The organism is Pedobacter sp. GR22-6, assembly GCF_037402555.1.
GTDB lineage: Bacteria > Bacteroidota > Bacteroidia > Sphingobacteriales > Sphingobacteriaceae > Pedobacter.
Genome location: NZ_JBBEUC010000001.1, coordinates 539,638 through 563,256, shown reverse-complemented (window position 1 = coordinate 563,256; position 23,619 = coordinate 539,638). Strand labels below are relative to the sequence as shown.

General features: G+C 44.4%; 23 protein-coding genes. 14 read left to right on the top strand and 9 right to left on the bottom strand.

The window, feature by feature from the left end; all coding sequences use genetic code 11:
- Positions 1-3: 3 nt before the first annotated feature.
- Together WAE59_RS02510 and WAE59_RS02505 are read right to left on the bottom strand one after the other, a co-directional pair.
- Complete coding sequence (locus WAE59_RS02510; protein WP_337854350.1) at positions 4-1,404, bottom strand: ATP-binding protein; 1,401 nt, start codon at positions 1,402-1,404, stop codon at positions 4-6.
- Complete coding sequence (locus WAE59_RS02505; RefSeq protein WP_337854349.1) at positions 1,405-2,427, bottom strand: LLM class flavin-dependent oxidoreductase; 1,023 nt, start codon at positions 2,425-2,427, stop codon at positions 1,405-1,407.
- A gap of 191 nt (positions 2,428-2,618) precedes the next feature.
- On the opposite strand from WAE59_RS02505, the gene WAE59_RS02500 reads away from it, so the two are divergent.
- The 9 genes from WAE59_RS02500 to WAE59_RS02460 all read left to right on the top strand — a co-directional run bounded on the left by WAE59_RS02500 (position 2,619) and on the right by WAE59_RS02460 (position 8,978).
- A complete protein-coding gene (locus WAE59_RS02500; protein ID WP_337854348.1) occupies positions 2,619-3,290 on the top strand; it encodes a response regulator transcription factor in 672 nt (223 codons plus the stop codon).
- A gap of 2 nt (positions 3,291-3,292) precedes the next feature.
- Positions 3,293-4,576 (top strand): sensor histidine kinase, encoded by a 1,284-nt coding sequence (locus WAE59_RS02495; RefSeq protein WP_337854347.1) that lies wholly within the window; start codon positions 3,293-3,295, stop codon positions 4,574-4,576.
- Positions 4,577-4,655: 79 nt separating this feature from the next.
- Positions 4,656-5,087 carry a thioredoxin family protein gene (locus WAE59_RS02490; protein WP_337854346.1) on the top strand — a complete coding sequence of 144 codons (432 nt, stop codon included), beginning with the start codon at positions 4,656-4,658 and terminating at the stop codon, positions 5,085-5,087.
- 7 nt (positions 5,088-5,094) lie between these two features.
- Positions 5,095-6,030 (top strand): FAD:protein FMN transferase, encoded by a 936-nt coding sequence (locus tag WAE59_RS02485; protein ID WP_337854345.1) that lies wholly within the window; start codon positions 5,095-5,097, stop codon positions 6,028-6,030.
- A gap of 1 nt (position 6,031) precedes the next feature.
- Positions 6,032-6,262, top strand: a complete 231-nt coding sequence (locus tag WAE59_RS02480) for a DUF4266 domain-containing protein (RefSeq protein ID WP_337854344.1) — start codon at positions 6,032-6,034, stop codon at positions 6,260-6,262.
- 12 nt (positions 6,263-6,274) lie between these two features.
- Complete coding sequence (locus WAE59_RS02475) at positions 6,275-7,483, top strand: DUF3570 domain-containing protein (RefSeq protein WP_337854343.1); 1,209 nt, start codon at positions 6,275-6,277, stop codon at positions 7,481-7,483.
- Positions 7,484-7,645: 162 nt separating this feature from the next.
- The gene (locus WAE59_RS02470) at positions 7,646-8,242 is read left to right on the top strand and encodes a hypothetical protein (protein WP_337854342.1); all 597 of its coding nucleotides are present in this window, start codon (positions 7,646-7,648) and stop codon (positions 8,240-8,242) included.
- A 44-nt stretch (positions 8,243-8,286) separates the two neighbouring features.
- The gene (locus WAE59_RS02465) at positions 8,287-8,427 is read left to right on the top strand and encodes a hypothetical protein (protein WP_337854341.1); all 141 of its coding nucleotides are present in this window, start codon (positions 8,287-8,289) and stop codon (positions 8,425-8,427) included.
- A gap of 17 nt (positions 8,428-8,444) precedes the next feature.
- A complete protein-coding gene (locus WAE59_RS02460) occupies positions 8,445-8,978 on the top strand; it encodes a hypothetical protein (protein ID WP_337854340.1) in 534 nt (177 codons plus the stop codon).
- On the opposite strand, the gene WAE59_RS02455 is transcribed toward WAE59_RS02460, so the two are convergent.
- Positions 8,975-9,124 carry a hypothetical protein gene (locus WAE59_RS02455; protein ID WP_337854339.1) on the bottom strand — a complete coding sequence of 50 codons (150 nt, stop codon included), beginning with the start codon at positions 9,122-9,124 and terminating at the stop codon, positions 8,975-8,977. The two genes, WAE59_RS02460 and WAE59_RS02455, sit on opposite strands and share 4 nt — an antisense overlap.
- A 96-nt stretch (positions 9,125-9,220) precedes the next feature.
- Here WAE59_RS02455 and WAE59_RS02450 point away from each other — a divergent pair, with 96 nt between their 5' ends.
- From WAE59_RS02450 to WAE59_RS02440, 3 genes are all read left to right on the top strand, one after another.
- A complete protein-coding gene (locus tag WAE59_RS02450) occupies positions 9,221-11,119 on the top strand; it encodes a hypothetical protein (RefSeq protein ID WP_337854338.1) in 1,899 nt (632 codons plus the stop codon).
- Positions 11,120-11,216: 97 nt separating this feature from the next.
- Positions 11,217-11,444, top strand: a complete 228-nt coding sequence (locus WAE59_RS02445) for a hypothetical protein (RefSeq protein ID WP_337854337.1) — start codon at positions 11,217-11,219, stop codon at positions 11,442-11,444.
- Between the two features lie 53 nt (positions 11,445-11,497).
- Entirely contained in the window at positions 11,498-12,043 is a 546-nt protein-coding gene (locus WAE59_RS02440) for a GNAT family N-acetyltransferase (RefSeq protein WP_337854336.1), read from the top strand.
- Here WAE59_RS02440 and WAE59_RS02435 read toward each other — a convergent pair.
- Positions 12,040-12,498, bottom strand: coding sequence for a GNAT family N-acetyltransferase (locus tag WAE59_RS02435; RefSeq protein ID WP_337854335.1), 459 nt, complete (start codon positions 12,496-12,498; stop codon positions 12,040-12,042). The two genes, WAE59_RS02440 and WAE59_RS02435, sit on opposite strands and share 4 nt — an antisense overlap.
- Here WAE59_RS02435 and WAE59_RS02430 point away from each other — a divergent pair.
- Complete coding sequence (locus tag WAE59_RS02430) at positions 12,497-12,748, top strand: hypothetical protein (RefSeq protein WP_337854334.1); 252 nt, start codon at positions 12,497-12,499, stop codon at positions 12,746-12,748. The two genes, WAE59_RS02435 and WAE59_RS02430, sit on opposite strands and share 2 nt — an antisense overlap.
- Before the next feature lie 41 nt (positions 12,749-12,789).
- Here the strand turns inward: WAE59_RS02430 and WAE59_RS02425 are convergent, their stop codons facing one another.
- Together WAE59_RS02425 and WAE59_RS02420 are read right to left on the bottom strand one after the other, a co-directional pair.
- Entirely contained in the window at positions 12,790-14,115 is a 1,326-nt protein-coding gene (locus WAE59_RS02425; RefSeq protein WP_337854333.1) for an SWIM zinc finger family protein, read from the bottom strand.
- Positions 14,112-17,216 (bottom strand): DUF6493 family protein, encoded by a 3,105-nt coding sequence (locus WAE59_RS02420; protein WP_337854332.1) that lies wholly within the window; start codon positions 17,214-17,216, stop codon positions 14,112-14,114. Before WAE59_RS02420 ends, WAE59_RS02425 begins: the two co-directional genes overlap by 4 nt.
- A 165-nt stretch (positions 17,217-17,381) precedes the next feature.
- Here WAE59_RS02420 and WAE59_RS02415 point away from each other — a divergent pair, with 165 nt between their 5' ends.
- Positions 17,382-18,836, top strand: coding sequence for a serine hydrolase (locus WAE59_RS02415; protein ID WP_337854331.1), 1,455 nt, complete (start codon positions 17,382-17,384; stop codon positions 18,834-18,836).
- Positions 18,837-19,006: 170 nt separating this feature from the next.
- Here WAE59_RS02415 and WAE59_RS02410 read toward each other — a convergent pair whose 3' ends face one another.
- The 3 genes from WAE59_RS02410 to WAE59_RS02400 form a co-directional block, all read right to left on the bottom strand.
- A complete protein-coding gene (locus WAE59_RS02410) occupies positions 19,007-21,670 on the bottom strand; it encodes a PQQ-dependent sugar dehydrogenase (protein ID WP_337854330.1) in 2,664 nt (887 codons plus the stop codon).
- 6 nt (positions 21,671-21,676) lie between these two features.
- The gene (locus WAE59_RS02405; RefSeq protein WP_337854329.1) at positions 21,677-22,558 is read right to left on the bottom strand and encodes a sugar phosphate isomerase/epimerase family protein; all 882 of its coding nucleotides are present in this window, start codon (positions 22,556-22,558) and stop codon (positions 21,677-21,679) included.
- A gap of 123 nt (positions 22,559-22,681) precedes the next feature.
- Entirely contained in the window at positions 22,682-23,608 is a 927-nt protein-coding gene (locus WAE59_RS02400) for an NPP1 family protein (protein ID WP_337854328.1), read from the bottom strand.
- Positions 23,609-23,619 lie beyond the last annotated feature (11 nt).

Genomic DNA, 23,619 nt, shown 5'->3' with positions numbered 1-23,619 from the left:
ATTTTAATTGTCAAAAGGAAAACAAACAATGAATTCGGTACGTCCCGGAACAGAATTTACCTTTACAACACCGTTATGCTGACGGACGATGCGTTGCACCACCTCCAATCCCAGGCCTGTACCCTTACCCATCGGTTTCGTGGTATAAAAAGGATCAAAAACTTTTGAAAGTAACTCCGGACTGATTCCTTCGCCATTATCGATCACAGACACTTTAATGAAGTCGTCCTCAGTTATAATTTTTATGGTCAACACGCCTTTTTGGTTCTGAGACATGGCATCCAGGGCATTATCGATTAAATTCGTCCAGACCTGGTTCATTTCACCGACGTACACCCGTACAGGTGGCATAGGGTCAACAAACTCCTCAACGATCTCCACATTACCTTGCCTGATTTTGTGACCCAGCATGGTGATTGTATTTGCAATACCTATACGGATATCAGTAAACTGCTTATCCTGTGCCCGGTCCATATGGGTAAAGTTTTTTATCGAACTGACCAAATCAACGATACGTCTGGAAGACTGTAAAATATCTTCAACCATCCTATCCGTCTCCAGCAAACTACTCAGCAAACTAAAAACTGGAGAAAGTTGCTCCCTGGGCAGGTTTTTTACCAGTTCGGTGAGCTGCTCTGTTCCCAAATTATAATCTGCCAGGGTTTCTGCCTGCATTTGCGCATTCTGTACCCCATGTGCATCCAACCAGTCTTCAATTTCAGCTTCTAATGACATCCGCTGCTTTAAACTCAAATATGAACGATCTGTTCCTGAAGTGACCCGGGACAATAACGCCATTACCTGATCAGCGATGCCCGGATCCAGACTGGCCAGGGTTGCTGCATGACTAACCTGGCGCCCCGACTCCAAACGTGCCTTAAGTAATGAAGTATCCCTCAATATCGCTGAGGCAGGATTGTTCAGCTCGTGAGCAAGTCCAGCTGAAAGTTTACCCAGGGCCATCATTTTATCAGCATGCTGCTGCATCACTGCAAAGTTCCTGACACGATTACTCATCACATGTACAAGTGCCTGTGTAAGCTCAAAATGGGATTTAATCATCTCCGGAACAAAACTGGTCGGAAAGCTGAGTAGTTGCAATTCGCTCAGGGCTCTGGCAAAGCCAGAGGAAACATTTGCCCGGGAATATGGGAGATAGCCAGTGACATCGCCACTGATGAAGGTACTGTATTCTCTTTTGCTGCCATGCTGTTCCATATAAAAACTCAGCTCACCCTTTACCACGAGATGAGGCCCGGTTATGGGCATGCCAGGTTCGAGTATGAACTCGCCCTGCTGATACAATTTATTTTCACTATGATTGATCAACCATTGCAGTTGTACTTCGGGTACTTCAGCAAAAACATCCAGAGACTTAAGCCAGGCAAGTGTAACTGTTTCCATTTAAGCAAACTTACTTAATAAAGGAATAACCTCCTTGCCAATTAACTCAATTGACTGTAATAATTGTTCATGACTGAGACCGGCATTGTCCATTTGAAAAGTGAAGCGGTCGATGCCACCCAATGACTCGCTATGCCGCAATAGCTTTTCGGCGACCAGCTCCGGACTTCCCAGCATCAATACACCTTTAGGACCACTGAGCTGATTGAACTGTGTCCTCGTCACCGGAGGCCAACCGCGCTCCCTGCCAAGTTTCGTCCATAGTTCTGAATAACCGGGATAATATTCCGCTATGGCCTTATCATTGCTGCTTGCCACATAACCAGGCGAGTGCAGGCCAACCTTCAACTGTTCAGGCTTGAAACCTGCCTGTTGCCCCGCTTCACGATACAGATCAATTAATGGCCGAAACCTCTCGGTTTCCCCTCCGATTATAGCCACCATCAGTGGCATTCCTAGAGTTCCGGCGCGCGCAAATGATTCTGGTGTACCGCCTACGCCCAGCCAAACTGGCAATTTTTCCTGTAAAGCTCTTGGATAAATTGGCTGATTGACCAGTGCTGGCCTGAATTTTCCCGCCCAGGTAATCGATTCCTGATCACGGATACGGAGCAATAAATCCAGCTTTTCTTTAAACAAGGCATCATAATCTTTGAGTTCAAATCCGAAAAGCGGATAAGATTCCACTGCAGAGCCTCGACCTACCACAACTTCGGCCCTGCCCCTGGAAATGAGATCCAGCGTAGCAAAATTCTGATAGACCCTTACCGGATCTGAAGTGCTGAGTACGGTCACCGCACTACTCAAACGTATCCTCTTCGTTCTCGCTGCAGCTGCAGACAAGATCACTGCCGGAGCAGAATCCAGAAATTCTTTTTTATGATGTTCACCGATACCAAAAACGTCCAATCCGGCCTGGTCAGCCGCAACGATCCTATCCAGTAGTTGTTCCATTGCATCTACACTGCTCAGTGTTGTGCTCCCATACATCGCCGAGGCGAAACTATCAATGCCTATTTCCATAACGTCTAAACTTTATCGGTCAAAAGATCTGCTTTAAATTCTGTTTAGCCAAAAATAGCCCTTCGATGCATAACAAGCGACGACATATGATTACAAATTTTCACACAGACTTACAGCTAAAATCCTTTATTTTTCATCACTAAACAAACCAACTTCAACTTCTCTTCAGATTTTAATCGGATATTTAAACTATGAAGTTGCTAATTATCGAAGATGAAGAAAGTCTGAGAAGGAGTATCCTACAGTATCTAACTGCTGAAGGAAACGTTTGCGATATGGCCGCAACGTATGATCAGGGTATAGAAAAGGTTAGCCTCTTTGATTACGACTGTATTTTGCTGGATTTAGGCTTACCGGACGGCGAAGGACTGGAGCTCCTCAGATACCTCAAAAAAAACAAAAGGCAGGACGGGGTATTGATCATCTCAGCCCGTGATTCCATAGCACAGCGGGTAGAAGGACTAAGCCTTGGAGCAGATGATTATCTTGTGAAACCATTTCACCTTTCCGAACTTAATGCCAGGATAACCGCAATTTTCCGGAGAAGAAGTTTCAATGGAAATGATCAGTTGACATTCCAGGAAATTGAAATTGACATCAGCTCAAAAGAGGTAAAAGTAAACCACAATCCTGTCTATCTCACCAAAAAAGAATTTGATCTGCTACTGTACTTTGTAACCAACAAATCAAAGGTGATCTCCAAGTCTGCGGCCGCGGTGCACATTTGGGGTGAAGAGGCAGATATGGCAGACAGCTTCGATTTTATGTATACGCACATCAAGAATATCAGGAAAAAACTGACAGATGCTGGTGCCAAGGACTACTTCCACTCCGTTTACGGCATCGGCTATAAATTTCAGTGAACATGAAGCTGCTCAGTCGTTACAATAGAATTTTGATGTTTGCCAGTGCCATCGGGCTGATTGGTATCGGCTTCCTCTTTTACCGTACCCTAAGCTTCTACCTCAATAAACAGATCGACAACAATTTAGTTGAGGAACTCATGGAGGTAAAAGATTTTACACATAGTCGCAACATCGCTCCTGCACCTGAACAATACCTGGATCTGGTGATCGAATATAAAAGAACAGGGTATTCAGATACTCTAAAAAGATTCGCTGATACGGTATTTTACAACCCGAAAAAGAAACTTTTGGAAAGTGCAAGGTACCTCCGTACCGGAATAACCATTGACGGTTCGCATTACCAGGTGTTGATCTTTACCTCAAAAGTGGAGCGGGAAGAACAGATCAAAAGCATTTTTCTGGCCATCATTTCACCGGTACTACTACTGCTGGTTGCTTTGCTGCTCATCAACCGCTTAATGATCCGCAAACTCTGGCAGCCATTTAGACTAATATTAGAAAATCTTAAAACATTCAATCTAAATCAGGAAAAACCATTTGAAGTGATTAAAAGTCCTGTTGAAGAATTCCGGGAACTGAATCAGGCTATTTTGGACATTTCACTCCGCATACGCTCAGACTTCCGTGAGGTTAAGCTCTTTACCGAAAATGCTTCACATGAAATGATGACCCCACTGGCCGTCATCAATTCCAAGCTGGATATGATGCTGCAGTCGGATCGGCTGGGAAAAGAAGAAAGTGAAACACTGGTTGATCTCTATAAAGCTACCTCAAGATTGACGAAGCTAAATCAGAGTTTACTCTTGCTGGTAAAAATAGATAATAACCTTATCAGTGAACAGGAAGAGGTCGATGTCTCCGCTTTGCTGGTCGAAAGGCTATCTTATTTTCAGGAACTTATCCAAAACCGCAATCTAAGTGTCATCACCACCCTGAATCCGGTAATTCATAAAACGAACCGGTATTTGCTGGAGACATTAGTCAATAACCTGCTGAGTAATTCGATCAGGCACAATTACGAGAATGGGAATATAGAAATCAGTTTGACAGCAGAAAGCATCATCTTCAAAAATACAGGAAGGCCCCTGGCACTCGATGAGCATAAGATCTTTGACCGTTTTTATAAGGATCACCATTCCGAAGGAACAGGTCTGGGCCTGGCCATTCTGAAGCAAATCTGTAACCGTCAGCATTTTAGCTTTAAGTATACCTATACTGAAAACCTCCATTGCTTTGAGATCCGTTTTAAATTGCAGTCTGCTGACAATGCTTTGGCCGATTAACATTTTTTAACGTTCAACTTCATAATGTCTCCAGAATTCAGTTGGATATTGCCTTCAGGATTAAAACAAGTTGTATATCATGAAAGTATTACTGATCTCCTTACTTTGGTTAATTGTACCTCCACTGAACTGGATGGGCAAATTTGATGAGGCTTTGAAACAGGCTGCTGAAGTGCATAAACCCATCCTCATCAATTTTTCAGGTTCAGATTGGTGTGGCCCCTGCATCAGACTTAGCGCAGAAATCTTTGAAAGTGATGTGTTCGAAAAATATGCAGGCGAGCATTTGCTGTTGGTACGCGCAGACTTCCCCAGACAAAAAAAGAACAGGCTGTCCGCTGAACAGACCAAACTCAATGAGGCTTTGGCTGAGCGGTACAATCCAGAGGGAAAATTCCCCTATACCGTACTTGTAGATGAAAAAGGTAAAGTAATGAGGAGCTGGGAAGGATTTCCCGGAGAAGGCCCCGAAGCCTTTATTGCACAGATTGCCAGGTCGGGATCAAAATAGCAAAGAAATGGCCATTGTAAAAGCATTTAAGGAAATCGTAAAGCTGATGGGAAACCGCTTTGAGTTTACCGCTGTCACTGATGATCATGCAATGGGACCAAAGGCTATTGCAGCAGCAATTGCTGAAGTGAAACGTATAGAAGAATTGCTAAGCACATTTAAGGAAAGTAGCCAGGTCAATGAGGTCAATAGGTTGGCCGGTGTCAGTCCGGTGAGGGTAGATGAAGAAGTGATTGGCCTGGTTGTCCGTTCGCAGAAGATTTCATCCATTACCCAGGGTGCTTTTGACATCACCTATGGTTCGGTCGACAAAAGTTTGTGGAATTTCGACCAGAACATGACTGCATTGCCTAACAGAGAATTGGCGCTAAAATCAGTTGACCTGATCAATTATGAGCATGTACTGGTCAATGTTAAAAAATCAACTTTGATGCTAAAGCACAAAGGCATGCGCATTGGATTTGGTGGAATTGGTAAAGGCTATGCTGCAGACCGTGCCAAACAGGTGATGATGGGTATGGGGATCCAAAGTGGAATTGTAAATGCCGCAGGAGATTTGGTAACCTGGGGCACGCAGCCTGGCGGTCAGGCCTGGACCATCGGTATTGCAGATCCTAATCATAAGCAGCAGGCTTTTTCAGCATTGAGCATCAGCAATATGGCCATTGCCACTTCTGGAAATTATGAGAAATATGCAGTGATTGACGGTAAGAAGTACTCCCATACCATTGATCCGAAGACCGGTTTGCCAGTGACGGGAGTTAAGAGCGTCAGCATCATTTGCCCAAGTGCTGAACTGGCGGATGCGCTGGCCACACCGATTGTAGTCATGGGTGTAAAGGTTGGACTGGACCTGATCAATCAATTGAATAATGTGGCATGCGTGGTGATCGACGACGATGACAGGCTCTATGCCTCAAAAAATATTAATCTAAAATACTGATATGAAATCTTCGAAAAGCCTGGGTACCTCATTAGGTACGGGATTCCTGTTGCTGGCTTTATTAACTGCCTGCAGCACGGTTAAGCCCTATCAAAAGAACAAATTGAATGATTCGGAAATGAGCCTTTCATCCAGGAAGGTGCAGAAGTTTGAGCAAAGCTTTCAGCTCTACAGAGAAGCTGCATCTGGAGCGAACGGCGGTAAAAGTGGCGGTGGTTGTGGTTGTAACTAATCTGATTAAATCATGAGAAAGATCTATCTGCATGTGATCATGCTTTTCCTGGGTGTGCTAAATGCTCAGGGACAAATCAAACTAAAATCCAATCCTTCTGATACCAGTGCTTATCAGAGCCGGAAATTGAAGATCGATGAAATGAACCTGGTCTCGGCCTACTATAACCAGGCTGGCAACAACTCTGCGGTGACGGGCGGTATAGGTACTGAGAAGCTCAGCGATCTCGCCAATACATTTGATCTTCAACTGTCGAAATTCAATAAAAATGGGAAAAAGAATACTTTCCTTTTTGAACTGGGCATAGATCATTATAGTTCAGCTTCCTCGGATAAAATAGATCCAACCACCATTTCTTCTGCATCAAGTGCTGACACCAGAATTTATCCCTCACTGAACTGGACGCAATCCAATGAATCCACCGGGAATTCTTTTGGATTTACCGGGTCTTATTCCGGCGAATACGATTATCAATCTTTCGGTGCAGGATTCAACCTTACGCGTTTGTCAGCCAATAAAAACACCCAGTTTGACTTTAAGCTTCAGGCTTTTCTAGATACATGGACAGTAATTCTCCCCATTGAACTGAGGTCGGGAAATGGACACGAGCCGAAAACCGAGGGTTCGAGCCCGCGTAACAGCTTTAGTTCATCTTTTTCAGTTTCCCAGGTGATCAACCAGAAGCTACAGGCAGAGATCATCGTAGAACCCTCATTTCAAAAGGGGCTGCTGGCCACCAAATATCAGCGCAACTACTTTACAGATGGTTCGCTGCTCGCAGAGACGCTTCCAGATAAGCGTTTTAAGCTACCTATCGCTGCGCGCTTAAATTACTTCGCTACTGACCATATCCTGCTGAGGACTTTTTACCGTTACTATATGGACAACTGGGGAGTCCGCGCGCATACCGCCGAACTGGAAGTACCTGTGAAATTGAGTTCATTTGTTTCCATCAGCCCTTTTTACAGGTACAACAAACAGACAGGAACGCGCTATTTTGCCGGTTATGGACAGCACGCTCCCGGTAGCACCTATTTTACCAGTGATTATGACCTGTCTACATTAAATAGCAACTTCTATGGTGCGGGAATCAGGCTTTCGCCACCGAAGGGTGTATTTGGCTTGCAGCGCATCAGTATGTTGGAACTGAGGTACGGACATTATAGCAGATCCACCAACCTGGCTTCGAATGTGATATCCTTGAATCTTAAAATAAAATAATTAAGATTGTGACACAATAGAGTAGACATGGAATTGGAAGAATACGAATGAGAAATCTATGAGACCCTGACCTAGCCTTAATGAAGACTGACTCATCATAATATGAGTACAATTACCAAATTCACTGCCGAAACATACTCAACCATTTTTTGTTGAATAAACATGATACCGAAACGACTGAATACCCCACTGATCTGCTGTGCCCTCCTATTTCAGGTCTTGTATACTCAGGCTCAAAATAATTCAAGCCCATTACCTCCCGACGTTAAAAAATACATCCCTACAGGTTATGCCGTATTGGAAAGCAGTAAGGGAGACCTGAACCGTGATGCCTTCCCTGATTTCGTACTGGTACTGCACAAACCTGATGAAAAGGAAACATCTGAGGTCATTGAGCACCCTACAAAAAGACCATTACTGATCTTTACCGGCACTTCAGCTCAAAATTTCCGACTCATGGCCAGGAACGACAACGCGGTATATTGTGTCGACTGTGGTGGGCAAATGGGCGATCCATTCACTGGCATCACGATCAAAAACGGCTACTTTTCTGTAGAACATTACGGAGGCAGCGGATGGAGATGGACACGCATCATCACCTTTAAGTATTCTCCGAAGGAGCAAAACTGGTTTTTGTACAAAGACGGAGGGGAAAGCTACCATGCCAGTGATCCGGAAAAGGTTAGCGAAAAAGTCAAGACCAGCAAAGTCTTTGGAAAAGTGCCCTTCTCTAAGTTCAACATCTACAAAGAGGAATGATGATAGTTCAGGCCGGCATAAGGATTTTTTGTTATTTTAGCCCTATGAATCCCAACGTCACCCAGTTTCTAGACCAGTTGAATCATCCCCTGCGACTTCGAATCGAAGCGTTGCGCGCGATCATACTCGCAGCCCAGACGGAACTGCAGGAGCTCATCAGGACTTGGTTATCTGTACGTGTATAATCTATAAATACCGATCTATGTGCAAAACGAAGAATCTATTTATACTCACGGTCTCCTTATTGGCTTCCGGCTGTGTCAGAGATAGCGCAGGCAACTCTGATCATCTTCATGCGGATACTGTAGTTAAGGCAAAAAAAGATTCCGGGGTCGCTGTCGGTTCTGAACTGCAGGACAGCAGCAAAAAACGCCCTTACACCCCACCTGAAATCAGTGAGGAGGCGATGCAAAGGGCCCTGATCAGAAGGCGTGACAGTAGTTTTAACGTGTACAGCAATATTCGTGCAGACTACCGGATCATAGGTTATGAAGCACCAGATACCAATACCCGAAAAATGATATTGTTTTCTGTATTCACATCTGATGTGGAAAAAAACCCTTTTGAATGTCCCTACGGTTCCTATTATGATTCAGCACAAGGTGATCGGCTGGTTCTTAAATATATCGGTGAGCATGGATCTTTTATTGAAGCCCACATTAGTGGATCTCAGAGGAAACCGGCAACAGTGTATTTCCAAAAGAAATGGGTAGAGTTTGACGACGAGAGGGATTAGTTTAAACTATGCTGAGCTGCAGGCTGCTGGTTGATACTGACCATATCTTTAGCATCATGCCGATTCAGGGCAACAAATATTCCCACTACAAAAAGTCCGATCAACATGCAGATCAGCGCCCACTCGAATGTATCAAATCTCTTCATATATTTAGCTAACCGATGTATGGGAAAAATGTTTTGAGAATTCGAACAGTGGCATGAAATTTAGGATGATAAAGATCAAAGAAAAACACCTGATCAATGAGAAAGTCGCTCCCGGTTATACTGATTTTATTTTACCTAGTTCAAACAAGTTGCTCACCAAAAAAATCGGATAAAAATAGATCTGTTGAGATCGAGGCTGCTGAAAGTGTAGCTGAGGAAAACAATTTCGAGCGCATAAACAACAACCTGGATAATTTTACGATCCGCAATGCCTCCGAGGATATGGAGACGTTCCGGCTGAAGAAACCTGTCTACTCCATCAGGTATTACAAAGCAGTAAAAGAGAAAAATGACAATAAAACAGTTAAAAAAATCGAGGGCAAAGATTTTTACCTGCAAACCTATACCGAGTATCTCAAAGACGGGCGCAAGCGCTACAAGGAATATGTTTACGATAACGGTAAGCGTGTAGAGCGGTACCATTATGATGCACAACTTCAAAACCTGTTGCTGTTCCACAGGATGGAACCTGATCCAGGAAATGAAAAAAACTACTATCACATTTTAAAATACCATCCCAACAAAGTGCTTAAAGAAGAACTGAAGTACAGGACCTACAACGGCAAAAAATTTGACTTCGAAGGATATACCTCTTACAAGTTTCAAAAACACAATGACACGAATATCGTCAGCATCGAAAATATTGGCTACGACAGTATTCCGGACCCGCAAGAGAAATATAGCTTTATTGACGACCTGCTCATCAAGTATAAACCCCTTTACCAGTCAAAGAAACAGCACTTTAAATGGATAGTGTCCGCTTATAAACCGATTAAGACAGAAGGTTACATTTTTGATGACCGAAAAGTCGACTATACTTACGATAAGAATGGGTTTATAACCTCCGAAACCTGGATAAAGGCCGGTGCTTTAGAAAACAAAACGGAATATGAATACCATGCCAGTTACGCCGAACGCATTCAGCAGGATTACCACCAGCTTGGGACGGAAAAATCCAGCCGACACCTGAGAAAATACAACGCACAGGGCGACCTGGTTTTTGAGCAAATTAGGGAATACACGGGAAACGAGCTACAGCCCTACATTTTTGAATATGTATATGATGAAAATGACAATTGGACCGACAGGAGAAAATACAGCCTCAATGTAAAAGAGGGCGGCAAGAAAGAGTTGCTGGAACATGAAAAGCGTGAGATCAGCTATTTTGAAAGCGGTTCTAAAATCCGCAGCTTTGATTTCCCTGTCCTCTCAAAAGAAATTAACAAAGTAAGCGCTTCAATTCCAAAATCGGCCGGACAAAAACAACAGTCTATCGATGAGTTTAACAATGCAGTGGAGAAAGGGAACTACGATACGGAAATCACAAAAACAGAAGCCAAAGAGATAAAAGACTTCACACCGAAATTCTGGAAGTTAAAAGCGACCGCTTTCGGCGATTTGGACAAGGTAGCCGGGGATGAAGCTGTGGCCGTATTTGAAACACCCATGTTGATTGACCCCGGTTTTGAGCAGGTACTGGCAGTATTTAAAAAGTCAGGAAACAAATGGACACTCTGGCACCAATCTTCCTCAGCGTTAATGGGTACACAGGATGGTGGCATGATGGGTAATCCTTTTGATGGAGTAGCTATTCAAAACCGCACCATCATCATTAGCCATTTTGGCGGGAGTCGCGAAAAATGGAGTTATAATCATATTTATCGCTACCAAAATAACGATTGGTATCTGATCGGTGCCAGCATACATTCCGGTGCACCTTGTGATTATTTTGCTGATCTCGACTACAACTTATCAACCGGAGATGTGGTAGCGAAGTATGCTCAGGAAAGTTGTGACGACAATGCTGGAAAAGGGGCATTAAAAAACTGGACAGAACACTTCAAACTAAAAATCCCCCTGCCAAAAATGAATGCGTTTACTCCGGGCGACAACAAAATAGAAATCCCAAATCAGACGTACGAAATGTATTATTAGAATTTTCTTCTTGGAGATAATCGTCAATCCTTTGTCAACTCTAACGAATATTAGATTTCCTGAAAATCAGGGCACAGGATTTGCAATCACACGAGATATGAAAACAAAGGAAATTTCAGATCAATTGGTTGACTGTGCCATTAATATCGCCATGTATTCTTTGCCGGGAGGACTAGACACTGACAAAGATGCATTGCAGGCTTATAAAACTCTTGCGACAGATATGTTGTTGTCAAAACCTCGCAAACAATTGAGCAAAATCAGGCCTTTCCGTTTTCTGCACCTTGGGTCAAAAAGACAGGACAAGCAAAAATTGACAGCATAGTACTAAATTTAAGTCAACCATCTAAGCCCAATCTCAAAATACCCGGTCAAATCATGATCCAGCCTATTTCCTTTGAAAACGAAAAATTCCTGATTCATTCCTTCCGACCTCAAGACCTTCATCGTTTCAATGACCTTGCCCTCGAAGTTTTTAGCATTCTTTCTGATGACCATACCCTACGCTATCTTCCTGCAAAAAGACTAGATACCCTGCACGATGCAGAACAATTCCTGCAAGGCATGCTCCTGAACTTTTACGCTGGCAGGAACTACCTGCATTTCATCAGTGATAAGAAGACTGGGAAGGTTGTGGGCATGATCGACCTCATCTCTCCGGAACTGGCGCGTGAACATTACCACATAGACCGCTACCCTTTTTTCCTGGAGTTTTACCTGAGCAGCTTCGCCAGCGGATGTTACCTGATGACGGAACTGCTTCCCCCTGCTGTGGAGCAATTGCTGAACCAGGGCATTGCGCATATCGCTGCCGTGGTCAATAAGGAGAACATCGCCGCTAAAAAGGTGTTGAAAAAAGCCAGGTTTCAGAAGAAGCAAGCCTTTGATGTGCAACAGGACTTCTACGAGGTCAGGGTCGCTTAGAGATCAGGCTGTGTGTTTCCTCTCAATTTCCAGACTTCAGCAGTCATTTCAAATTTGATCTCCCCATTTGGATACACCCCCACCTGGTTCCAACCTTGAAATTCATAGAATTTTTCTGCACGGGTTCCGGCTGCAGTTCCCAGCCTGACAGTCTCATTAGTCTGGGCAAAATACCAGTCCAGCATTAAACCGTGCAATATTTTCCCTACCCCTTTTCCTTCGTAGATGGGGTCGACAAATAAGGCCCAGATGCTATGGGCCAGGAGATCAGCGATGGAAAAGCCAATAATTTTTCCCTCTGCCTCACATACCCAGCCTCTCCCACGTTCGCTAATATAAAGTGCGACATCATCATCAGGTACAAGTGATGGATCACTCAGCGTATTTTCCTTCACAAAGTGACGTACCACCTGCATCCCCGGGATGTCGGTTAATTCTGCCTGTCTGAATTGCATGACCGAAGATAAATCAAATTTGGTTTACACTGAACATATTAAAGATCCTATTTACTTTTTCAAAATCTTCAACTGGTTGAACTTTTTTGTCGACTCGGCCGACGAGCTTTGTGGTATGGAAAATATAAAAACTAAGACAGTCGTAACAATTCCGGAAACCGTGCAAGGTACAGGGCCGGTACTGATGTTGAATATGCTCAAATTTGCGGACCGCCGCCTGTATATGGAGGAATACCTTCCGCCTTCCTAAGCATGATGCGAAAGGAAAGCGGCGTTTGATTTCAGGGGTAATTACATCAGCATCTTTACAGCAAGCACATGCTTGCAAATCCCTCTTTTGCCCTGATAAGCAGTAAACCAATCGCAGGTACATCTTTGCTCTTCATTATTGATGACCACCCTATGCTGTACTCCTGTACCCTTCACATTTGCTTCCACGTAATTACCTTCTTTTTTCAGGATTTGGACATCTGCATTGTCCACAAGCTTTTTGGCATTTTTCAGCCTTGGGTTCAGGCTCAATATCCGCTCGGTCTTGAAAGGCAGTTGACGGTAAAAATGCTTGCCTACGGTCAAGTCATAACCAAGCAAACCAATTGAGGACAGGCTGGAAGTCAGCTGGTCCATCGTTCCGAATCCGATATCATGTTCTATAGACAGCAAGCTCGGATCAAATGTTTCATTGGCTTTCAACAAGCTGTTCAGCCCATAGACCCACTCCAAGGGTAGGTCTCCGGTCATATTTTCCAATACTTTCCCTTCACCTGAAAATCCCCGGTAAGCATCGGGTGAGAATGCCATCAATAATTGCATCTTTCCAAATTCGCCTACAACAGCACAGCTTTCCTGGTCAGGAGATGCATATACAAAGATTTTATCCACTATAGAAAGGATGCTTTCCAGGAGTCGTAACCTGTGGATTCCGCCTATGCGTACGCCATCATTGGTTGCCATCGTGGATAACATAAATTTGCCCGCCCTTTTAGTAATGAAAAAATCGCTTCTGACATTTCCTTTGGGCAGCGTCTGAAAAAGCTGCAGGGTCTGGATCTTGTTCAGTTCAAATTTCTGCTCCATATCTGCAAGGTATAGCTGCACGCTGGTCAGGCCTTTAATCCAGCGCAAGGGCAGACTCACCTTCTTCTCTTTCACCGTCGTTTTTGAAGTGATGACCTGAAGCTCGCGCTGCCCTACGGCAAGTGTCACCTTTTCATTTTTCTGAATGGAATTCAGTGCATTCAGCATGGGTTCATTGAAATCCACATTTGTTGTTCCATTGGCAATAAATTCTCCGTCTATAGATTCAGGCTTCATGTCCAGTCTTACATACACCCCATTACAAGAAGAGAAGCCTTCAAACCTGATCCGCTCGGTTCCTGCAGATACTATCGGATCGCGTAGGCTGGGTGGTATAGGACCAAAGCTGGAACGCACTACTTTTGCAATCGTCGTCCAGCATTTCGCGGTTACATAGGGATCAGTAAGGCTTCCCCAAAAAAAGCAAGGGATATCGTTTACAGCCTCGATCTCTGTCTGGTGGGCTAAGACCAGGCTGTTGATGCCTTTTACTTTGGTATAGGTAGAAACACCATTGTATTGATATTGCAGGTCTGTCATGTCTGTTGATTTAAAATTTGTTTCGTCAGCGTTTTTAGCGAGGCGCTGTCCTTGTATTTTTCAAAAAAAGCAATGGAATCCGGAGAAGCTCGTTGTCTTGTACGGTAGAGCAGGTCGACATAATGCTCCACCATTCGTTTAAAATTAACCGGTAGCTTCTCTCCCATATCCAATTTTCCGAAAATGCTTTCCATGAGTTGCAGAAATGCCGAATTGTGCAGTTGAGATACGTCTTTTAACATGGCAAGGCTCTCCACCAGCCTGGAGAAAACTCCGTATTTATTGGAGGCCAGGTAGGCTGTTTTTTCAGCAAGCAGAACGACATCCACGGTTCTTTTTTCGATGAGGTTGATCAGTACCTCCGCGGCCATGATCCTGATCTCTTTTTTCTCCTGGAAGAATGCGCAGGCGAAAACCAGCATGGTGATTTCTGAAAAACGGAAGCCGGCTGAATTGATCACATTCATGAAGCCCTTCAGTGCATCACTGCCACTACTCGCATTCATACAGGAACCGCGCAGTAAAAAATAGCCTAGCGGATCATTTTGCTGAGGCATCAGGCTATTCCAGTAATAAACATCGCCTTCGGTCAACTGATACTCCCACCCTTTTTTTGAGCCATAGAGATCTTGTGCAAACAAATAATGACTGGGGACCACCTTATAAGCGGAGAGGTCTAAATTGAGTTCATACCATGACGGCGTTCGCTCCATCTTGTTGGTCTTGTAATTTCTGACTTCATTCCAGCGCTCTTCTATTCTCGATTGGGGCCTGAATGGCGAAACAGCGAAGTCCAGGTTTTTTAACCCGCTTTGCTCAAATTCATGAAAGTCCTCCTCCGGATAATAAGTTCTTGCGGCCACTGCCCATACGTACTTCAGGTCCTCCGGCGCCGGTCCGGCGATCTTGGAAAACAACTTACCGATCAGCGATGCTGATTTGATTGGAATTTCTTTACTAACACCCAAACAAAATGCCATCAATGCTTTCAATTCACCGCTCAACTGGTCCAGGAGTACAATGGCTTCCTGCGTTTCTTCACGCGGCATTCTGCTAATGGCGACGCTGAGGTCCAGTCTATCTATTGGTTCATCGTACTGCTGCCTTGCGATGAGTCTTTCCACTAAAACTTTGGGCGCTACCCAATGCGGCCTGTGTGTGGGAAAAGAAAGTAAGGGCGACTTCAGTTCGCGCATCATCCTGGTATCGGCAGCTTCGAGCAGCTCCTTACCCAGCAATAAGGTTTTGATCTTATGGTATTGATTGATCCTGACCCTGAAAGGGCTATTGTAGTTCCCTATTTTTTGACGGAGAAATACGTCCACATAGGCTTTATATACATTATTTAAGTATTTTTTCTCCAGTTGCTGCTGATAGGGCTGCAGCTGCATGGTATAATCCGGAGGAAATAAACTGGTTTGCATGATGAATGCGTTGCTCAGCATTTCTGCGTCGGCAACCTCATCAGATGCAATGAACTTACCGAAGAGGTAAAGGATATCATTCCAGTTCCGGGGCAGCTCGACAGGAATTGTCAGTACCGGTTCTTGTTTTGGCGCACACACGTAAGGCTCTCCTTCATTGTTGTCTGCCGAGCCTGCTCCCCCAACTAAAAAACGATCTAAGCTGGAACGGATATTCCCCTGCATGAGTGGAATATAGCTGGACAGCTTCTCTTTTAGCGCATTGTCTTTTTCGGAGGCTATTTTCAGAAGTATTTTGCTCGCTCTTTCCTGAAGGTTCATATCAGGAATGACAAATACATCTGCAATCCGATCAACGATTTTCCTGTTGAATTTCGGATATAACTTGTTTATTTTTTCTAGGAGTGATAAGAGATTTTTTACAGCTGTCTTATTGTCCGCGCTCATCATTACTGGCTCCAGCCAATCGAGAAATGATGATGCTGCGAATTTTTGATGCTCGTACATCTTTTTAGCCAGGTCCACCGCAAAATTGGTAACAGGGAGCAGGGAATTGTGCAAACAGGAAAAGATGTTTTCCTGATGTGTCACAAGCTCATCTGCGGTCGGACTCAGTTCCGTCAGCCTCTTCCGAAAGAAAGACCTGAGGTTGCTGTTCCAATCCTTGGTCTGGATCAAAATGACCTGCTCAATAAAGTAGTCCCGATTCATTTTACCTTCCTGCAAAAGCATGGTATAGATAATCTCCCAGGTATTGTAGGCATTGTAAGGTTCATCCTTGTGGTCCCTGAAATAATGGACGTGCAGATCTGTTTCATAGTTGAAAAGTTCAGGAACATCCCGCTCATAAGCCAATGGATCATTGAGCACATTGTGGATAAAATCCCTGCATTTCATTTTTCCATTGTATTCATTGAAACCGGCTAAACAAATGGCAAATAGTTCAGGCTGATAGGCAACGAGTGATTCTTTTTCCAAAAGACGTAAGGTGGGATAACTAAAACGTCGCCATAGATTTTTTCTGGCCTGATCCAGCAGGTAGACCTCAATCCATGGGGGATTCGCCCATTTCAGGATGGCCAGGACCGGAGCTTCCATTGCATTGCTCAGCACCTCAAATGCTTCATCCCAGGACATGATTTCCGTTTTATTGAATGTTGCGACCGCACTGAGGCCTATGATTTCCCGTTGGTACGCATTTCCACGTATTCCCCAGCTAGAGCTGCTGAAGGGCTTAGCGTCAGGTTCTTTACTGAGGTCTATAAACTCCAGCCAGTACTTCTTGTTCTTCCTGATCTGCTTTTTAAGTGCTTCGAGATTTCCTTTAGTGTTCCGCTCTAAAAATGGTAAAAGTGCTCTCACATCCCCAACCTTCACGATCGTATCGTAACTGCGAAGTACCTCCCCGATATCGGTAGTTTGGCTTTTCCCTGCTTTGGTCACTTTTGCCGCTTCAGTTTTGACCACTTCGCCGCTTTCAGAATAGCCCTTTTTAATCTTTTCAGCTAAAAGTTTTTCTGCTGTTTTCAGACACTCGGCATGATCTGCAAATTTTTTAGTCTGTGAGACACCAGCAGTGCCATTCCTGCCGTAAGTAACAGTATACGAATCATCAGCGACTTCAATCTGCCAAAATTTATCCGAACCGCTGTCAATGTATTTAAGGTGTTTCTTCATATGCTATGAAATGCTACAGCGGCTGTGAGTTCGCAAAACGAGGAGGCGCATACTGTAAAAATATTAAAAATCGATAAATTTCAAATACTAAAAATTGCCAGCCATTTCTTCTTTGTAACTTTAGCTCACAAGCATTGTCTTATATCACAAGAATCCCATATAAATATGTACAAAACCATAAGTCCAACATTGCTGCTCCTACTTCTCTTAATTGCTGTTTTTAACCAGACTCTTGCCCAGTCCGGTGTCGAGCAACGAATCAAACAGGTCGAGAACAACCTCACTGAAAATATTCAATTTGGTGAATCGGGGCCAATGAACCTTCAGCAGCGAATGGCACATTACAAAGTGAAAGGTCTGAGCATTGCCGTCATTAAAGATTACAAAGTTGATTGGCTGAAATCTTATGGATTCGCAGATTCCGAACAAAAAATCCCTGTTACCGACAAGACCTTGTTTCAGGCCGCTTCTATCAGCAAATCGCTGAATGGCCTGGGCGTCATAAAGCTGTTCAAAAACAGAAAGCTGGACATGTATGCCGACATCAACACTTACCTAAAAAGCTGGAAGTTCCCCTATGATTCTTTGTCCAAAGGAAAAAAGATCAATACCGCAAACCTGCTCAGCCATACCGCCGGCCTCAGCGTACATGGTTTTGCCGGCTACGAACCGGGAACCGCAATTCCAACGGTAATCCAGATTCTGAATGGCGAGCAGCCAGCAAATTCCGCAGCAGTACGTTCGCTCTTTGAACCGGGCATCCGGCCACAATACTCGGGAGGAGGAACTACCATTACCCAATTAATGGTCACTGACCTTACAAAAAAACGTTACGAGGACTACATGCGAGACGAGGTTTTAAAGCCTTTAGGAATGCAGAACAGTACCTTTGCACAGCCTCCTGTTGGCTTAAAACCAGGAATGCTGGCAACAGGTTACGATGTTGAAGGAACGGAAATCAAAGGGAAATACCACATTTATCCCGAACAGGCCCCTGCGGGTCTCTGGACAAACCCGGGCGACCTGGCCAAATACATCATTGAAACGCAGCTTGCACTGGCAGGAAAATCTGCAAAGCTGCTCGATCAGGAGTCAACCAAATTGCGGCTCAGTCCCTATATGAATAAAGAATCGGCGCTGGGCGTCTTTGTCGAGGATTACAATGGCATCAAGTATTTTGGGCATGGCGGATCTAATGAAGGATTCCGGTCGGGTTATTACGGCAGCTTCGAAGGAGGCAACGGATTGGTAATTATGGTAAATTCAGACAACGGCGAGATTATCCAGGAACTGATCAATAGCATCGCCCATGTTTATGGCTTTACCGGGTTAAATAAAACCAGGAAGATCGTACTGGCAGATGTCTCAGATCAGGAACTGGACAGCTACCTGGGAAACTATCAGCTTACACCGGACCTGGTACTCAGCATCAGCCGGGAAGGTAAACAGGTCTACGCACAGGCAACCGGCCAATCCAAAATCGCCGCTTATGCAGAATCCAGTACCAAATTCTTTTTCAAGGTGATCAATGCTAAAATGGAATTCATTAAGGATGCGCAGGGTAAAGTGAGCAAAATGATATTTACCCAGGGCGCGACAATCGAAGCTAAGAGGCTTTAGGTGATCATAATAACCCTCTTCACCAGAACTGTAAAAAATCAATAGACTGCTATGATAACAAAAATAATCCATAGCACATTAGCGATTCTACGCGTCGAAACAGAGATAGGTACATCAAAAGAAAAGAGGAAGTACCTCTGGATCTTCCCTCTTTTCTTTTGATGTCCGAATCATCGGTTATTCCATGTAAATTCTTTTATTTTCAGACCCCGCTGTGTAAATACCAGGTAGAGGTTTTGTCTACCTGCTGTGGGAACTATAGTTGTGGAAACGACATTTCCATCAGATAAAGCTGCTGTTCCAATCAGCTTGCCATCAACAGCTCCAATGCGAACTTCGATGTTTCCTGAAGCAGTTTCAGCACCGGGATTTATTGACAGGCTTTTTAAACCGCTTAGGTCTATATTCTTAATCAAGAGGTAAGCCCCAGCTTTACCTGAAGTAGCGATGCTGTGATCATCATTGAAGGTCAGTTCAGCAGAAAGATCTGCATTGTTTACAGGTATGGTTGGATTTTTCAGGATGATGATATCTTCTCCTAACTGGGCAGGAGCAGAATTTGCACCTCTATCCTTGTATGCTGCTCTGAAAATGAAACTTCCCTTATTCGTTGCATTTGCCGGAACTTTAGTGACATAAGTTCCGGTTACAGGTAGGCTTTTCTGACTGGCTTGTTTGTTGCCCAGGCTCAGGATATATTTCACGATCGCACTGATTTCTGAGCTTGGCATCGTAGAATGTGGCGGCATCATGGCATCTCCCCATACGCCGGAGCCCCCGTTTGCAATCTTTTTCACTAAGAAATTCTGGGCTGTGTTGCTTCCTTTGTATTTAAAGGCGACCTGGGTAAATGATGGCCCCAAAGATTTGGTATTCAGTGCGTGGCAAGCGCTGCAATCACTCTTCCTGATCAGTCCCTTTGCCAATTCGTGTTGGGCAGATGCATCGAACGTATTTTGCTTCTGCGCAACAACGGTCATGTCATATCCTTCAGACAAGTAATTAATGGAAACCGAAACGGCAGAGGGCAGAATCCGCTTATTGGTTAGACTTCCATCCTCTTTATCAGTTACTGTCACGGAATAGCGTATCGTATTCCCGGGAAAATAAAAGCTCGAATTTCCCTGCGTAAAATTAAACTTCACTTTTGGAGCTTCATTACCAGCAATAATTTCCAATGATTTACTGTTTTTTGCACCACTTGGATCGGTCACCGTCAGCGTAGCTTTGTAAATACCCGGTGAATTAAGTGCAATCTCAGGGTTTTCTTTAGTACTGCTCTGCTTAAGTACTCCGGCCCGGCTGATCTTCCAGTCGTATTTCAAGGCATCTCCATCGGCATCTTTTGTGCCTACTGAACTCAACTGAATTTTCAGTGGGACTGCGCCTGCGGTCTTATTCGCCGAAACCAGTACAGAAGGTTTACGATTCCCGCCGTTATATTCAATTTTTATCAATTCTGCTTCAGGGTTGTCCCGGAAATATCCGTTTCCGTATTCCAAGACATATAAACTGCCATCAGGGCCGAATTTCATGTCTATTGGTCCCTTTAAAGTCAAGTTGGGCAGGAACCTTTCCATTGAAACGTAGTTGCCATCCTTGTCCAGGGTGACTGCTAAAATCCAGCCTCTAACCCAATCCGTAATCAGCCATTTTCCTTCATAGTAAGCAGGGAATACATGATTTGCTCCTTGGAAGTCATCCTGATGAAAGATAGGCCCGCCCACGGCACTTCTTCCGCCGCTGCCCATTTCAGGAAACTCGGAACTGGCGGCATAGGGATACCAGATTAGCGGATGGATAACCGGTGGAAGGACATTCAACCCGGTATTGTTCGGAGAATTATTGACAGGTCTCTGCGGATCATACCATGCACCCGATTCTTTGGTCGCGAAATTATAATAACGGTAGCCCTCTTTTCCATTGAAATAAGGCCAGCCGTAGTTCCCCGCCTGTTTAGCCAGGTTAAATTCGTCATAGGACCTCGGTCCTCTTAAATCTGAAGCGTTAGAGCCATCAGGTCCAACTTCACCCCAATATAACCAGTTCGTTTTACTGTCCACGGTCAATCTCCATGGGTTTCTGTTTCCCATGGTATAGATTTCAGGACGGGTTTTAGGCGTTCCTTTCGGGAACAGGTTTCCTTCAGGTATGGTATAAGATCCATCTGGCTCCGGATGTATGCGCAGAATTTTACCTCTTAAATCATTGGTATTGCCAGAAGACTTTTGTGCATCTCTTGGTGCTTCTCCCGGCCTTTCGTCTATCGGTGTGAAACCGTCGGATGACCTGGAAAAGGTATTGTCACCCGTGCTCAGCAACAAGTTCTTATCTTTATCGAATACCATTCCTCCACCAACATGGCAACATTCTTCACGCTGTACAATAACATCCAGCATCTTTTTTTCCGTGGCCATATTTAGCTTACCTCCGGTCCAGGTGAACCTGGAAAGTCTGTTGACTGAAGCATTTTTTGCGGAATAAAAAACATAGATCCAATGATTCTTAACATAATCTGGGTGCAGGATCACACCCTGTAAGCCGTCCTCACCTTCTTCCCGCTGACCGCTTTTGCTCACATATTCCCTGCTCACCGCAAATTCGGCAATGACATCCATTTTTTTCTTTACCGGGTCGTATAGTTTTAGTTTGCCTTTACGCTCCGCATACAGGACCTTACCGTCGGCCAAAATCTGGAATTGCATGGGTTCTTCGAGCTTTTGTTGCAAAACAACTTTTGTGAACCGGTTTTCATCGGGTCTTGAAAGGGGTTGCTGGGCTTTTACCAGTCCGATGCCTGTGACTAATGTGAACAAAAATATTCCTCTCTTCATATCTTATTATTTACTGCTGATTATCTTGCGGAAATTGACCACGCTAGCGGCCACATCCTTACTGTTTTCTTTCCAATTGTATTCGTATTCTGCTGAAATCCCCCCTTTGAAATTCTGGCGCTTCAATTCTGCAATCACACTCGGGATATCGGATACGCCTTCTCCCCAGTGTACATCGTGGCCTTCTCTGCCTTTCTCATGTAAATCTTTCATGTGCAGGTGAAATACCCGGCCTTCTAGAGTTTTCAGGCAGGCTACAGGATCTAATCCGGATCTGACCCAATGGCCGATGTCGGCACATGCGCCAATGCGTTTACTTTTTCCTTGAGAAGCTTTCAGTACAATATCCGGGCTCCAGTATTGTGAAGGATTGGGGTGGTTGTGAATGGCCAGGTTGATCTGGTATTTGTCACATAGAGTGGAAATGAAGGGCAAAAATTTCTCATTAGGTTCTGAAGTGATCGTTTGGATGCCCATCGCCTGAGCAAATTCGAATAATTTAGTCCAGTCTGCTTCTGAGTCTGCTCCGGTGACACCAAAAGCCATCAATTGGACATTTTTTACTTTGAGTAATTCCAGAACTGCCTTTCTGGTGGACGCATCCATATCAGGCCCCATTCTACCAGGAATTCCGCCGCCTATGGTCTGGCCCGGATAGGCCTCAACGAATCTCAGATTACAGCTGTCGATCTTAGCAACAGCTTCTGCAAAGGTAAATTCTTTAAATGTGTAGGCCTGTGATCCGAGTTTCCACCCGAGTTTAGCCTCTGGATAGACCGATTGTTTGGATTTGTTCCCTTTTTGAGCCACCTGGCAGGCAGAAAGTACAGCCAGTCCGAAGAATAGTAACCCCAGGCCGACAGTTTTTTTAAAGTGTAATTGTTTCATATGTTGTGTGTTGATTTGCAAAATGGATGTAAATGTATATTGTAAAAATGTCTGTTTGTAGGGCTTCACCTCTCACCCTTAACATATTGTTAAGGCCGTACCATAAATGATACGGCCCGTTTGTTAAATACCTCCTAACTGCGTTCCAGAGGGATAGTTACTCTGACTGCATCCATCTGTACCTGTAATGCCGGCACTTCCGTTACAAGATGAAAAATACCAGTAGTCGCGGTAGCGATATAGTGGCCCTTTGCCAATCGTACCGAAATTCCCGTTGAAGCTGAAGTAGCTGCTCTGGCAGGTCATTTCTGTCAAATTGGTATTCCATGTTTCGACGAAATCATTGGACCCACTTGGGTTTCTGTAATCGCCGTAGTAAGTACAGTCGTATCCGGGAAATGAGATTGAATTGGAATTGTGGTAGGAACCATGGGCCTTTTTACCCACAAATACCTGCGGCCGTGTGCCTGCGGCTACATTTTGCCAGTTTCTGGTATACCAACCTGAATGTTGAAAATAGGTGACAGTAACGATGCGATTGGTCTGTGTATTTACCTGTACAACTACATGCTCCCAATCATAATCGTGTCCGCCCAGGTTGGCGAAACAGGTAGTCTGGGTTTTATAAGTCCACCAATAGTCGATAAATATCCTGTTGGAGTTGTTTGGATGACGCTGAACTTCAAAATAGGTGGGAAAATTTTTACTCCTTGGCGCATTTCTATTCGTCATGATTAAAGTTCCGTTGCACACGATACTGGCTGGATTTGTACTTGCCCAAATGTCTTCAATGCTAGTCGGATAATCGGGTGCCGCCTGGTCGAACTTGAGTATCGGCGCAAAGTTCCAGGCCAGGTTATAAGCTTCGGAACCGGTAATCTTGTACCAGCTTTCCTGGCAATCTGCGCACATGGTCGCATGCGCCTGAACATCTGCGGTCTTTCTGACTTTTTCTGCTGTTAAGCCGCTCTCCATTTCATTCTCTTTGGTGCATTGGGTGAATACCAGGCATGCCATGGCAATCACGAAGTGAATTGGTTTTCTTTTCATTGGGTTTTATA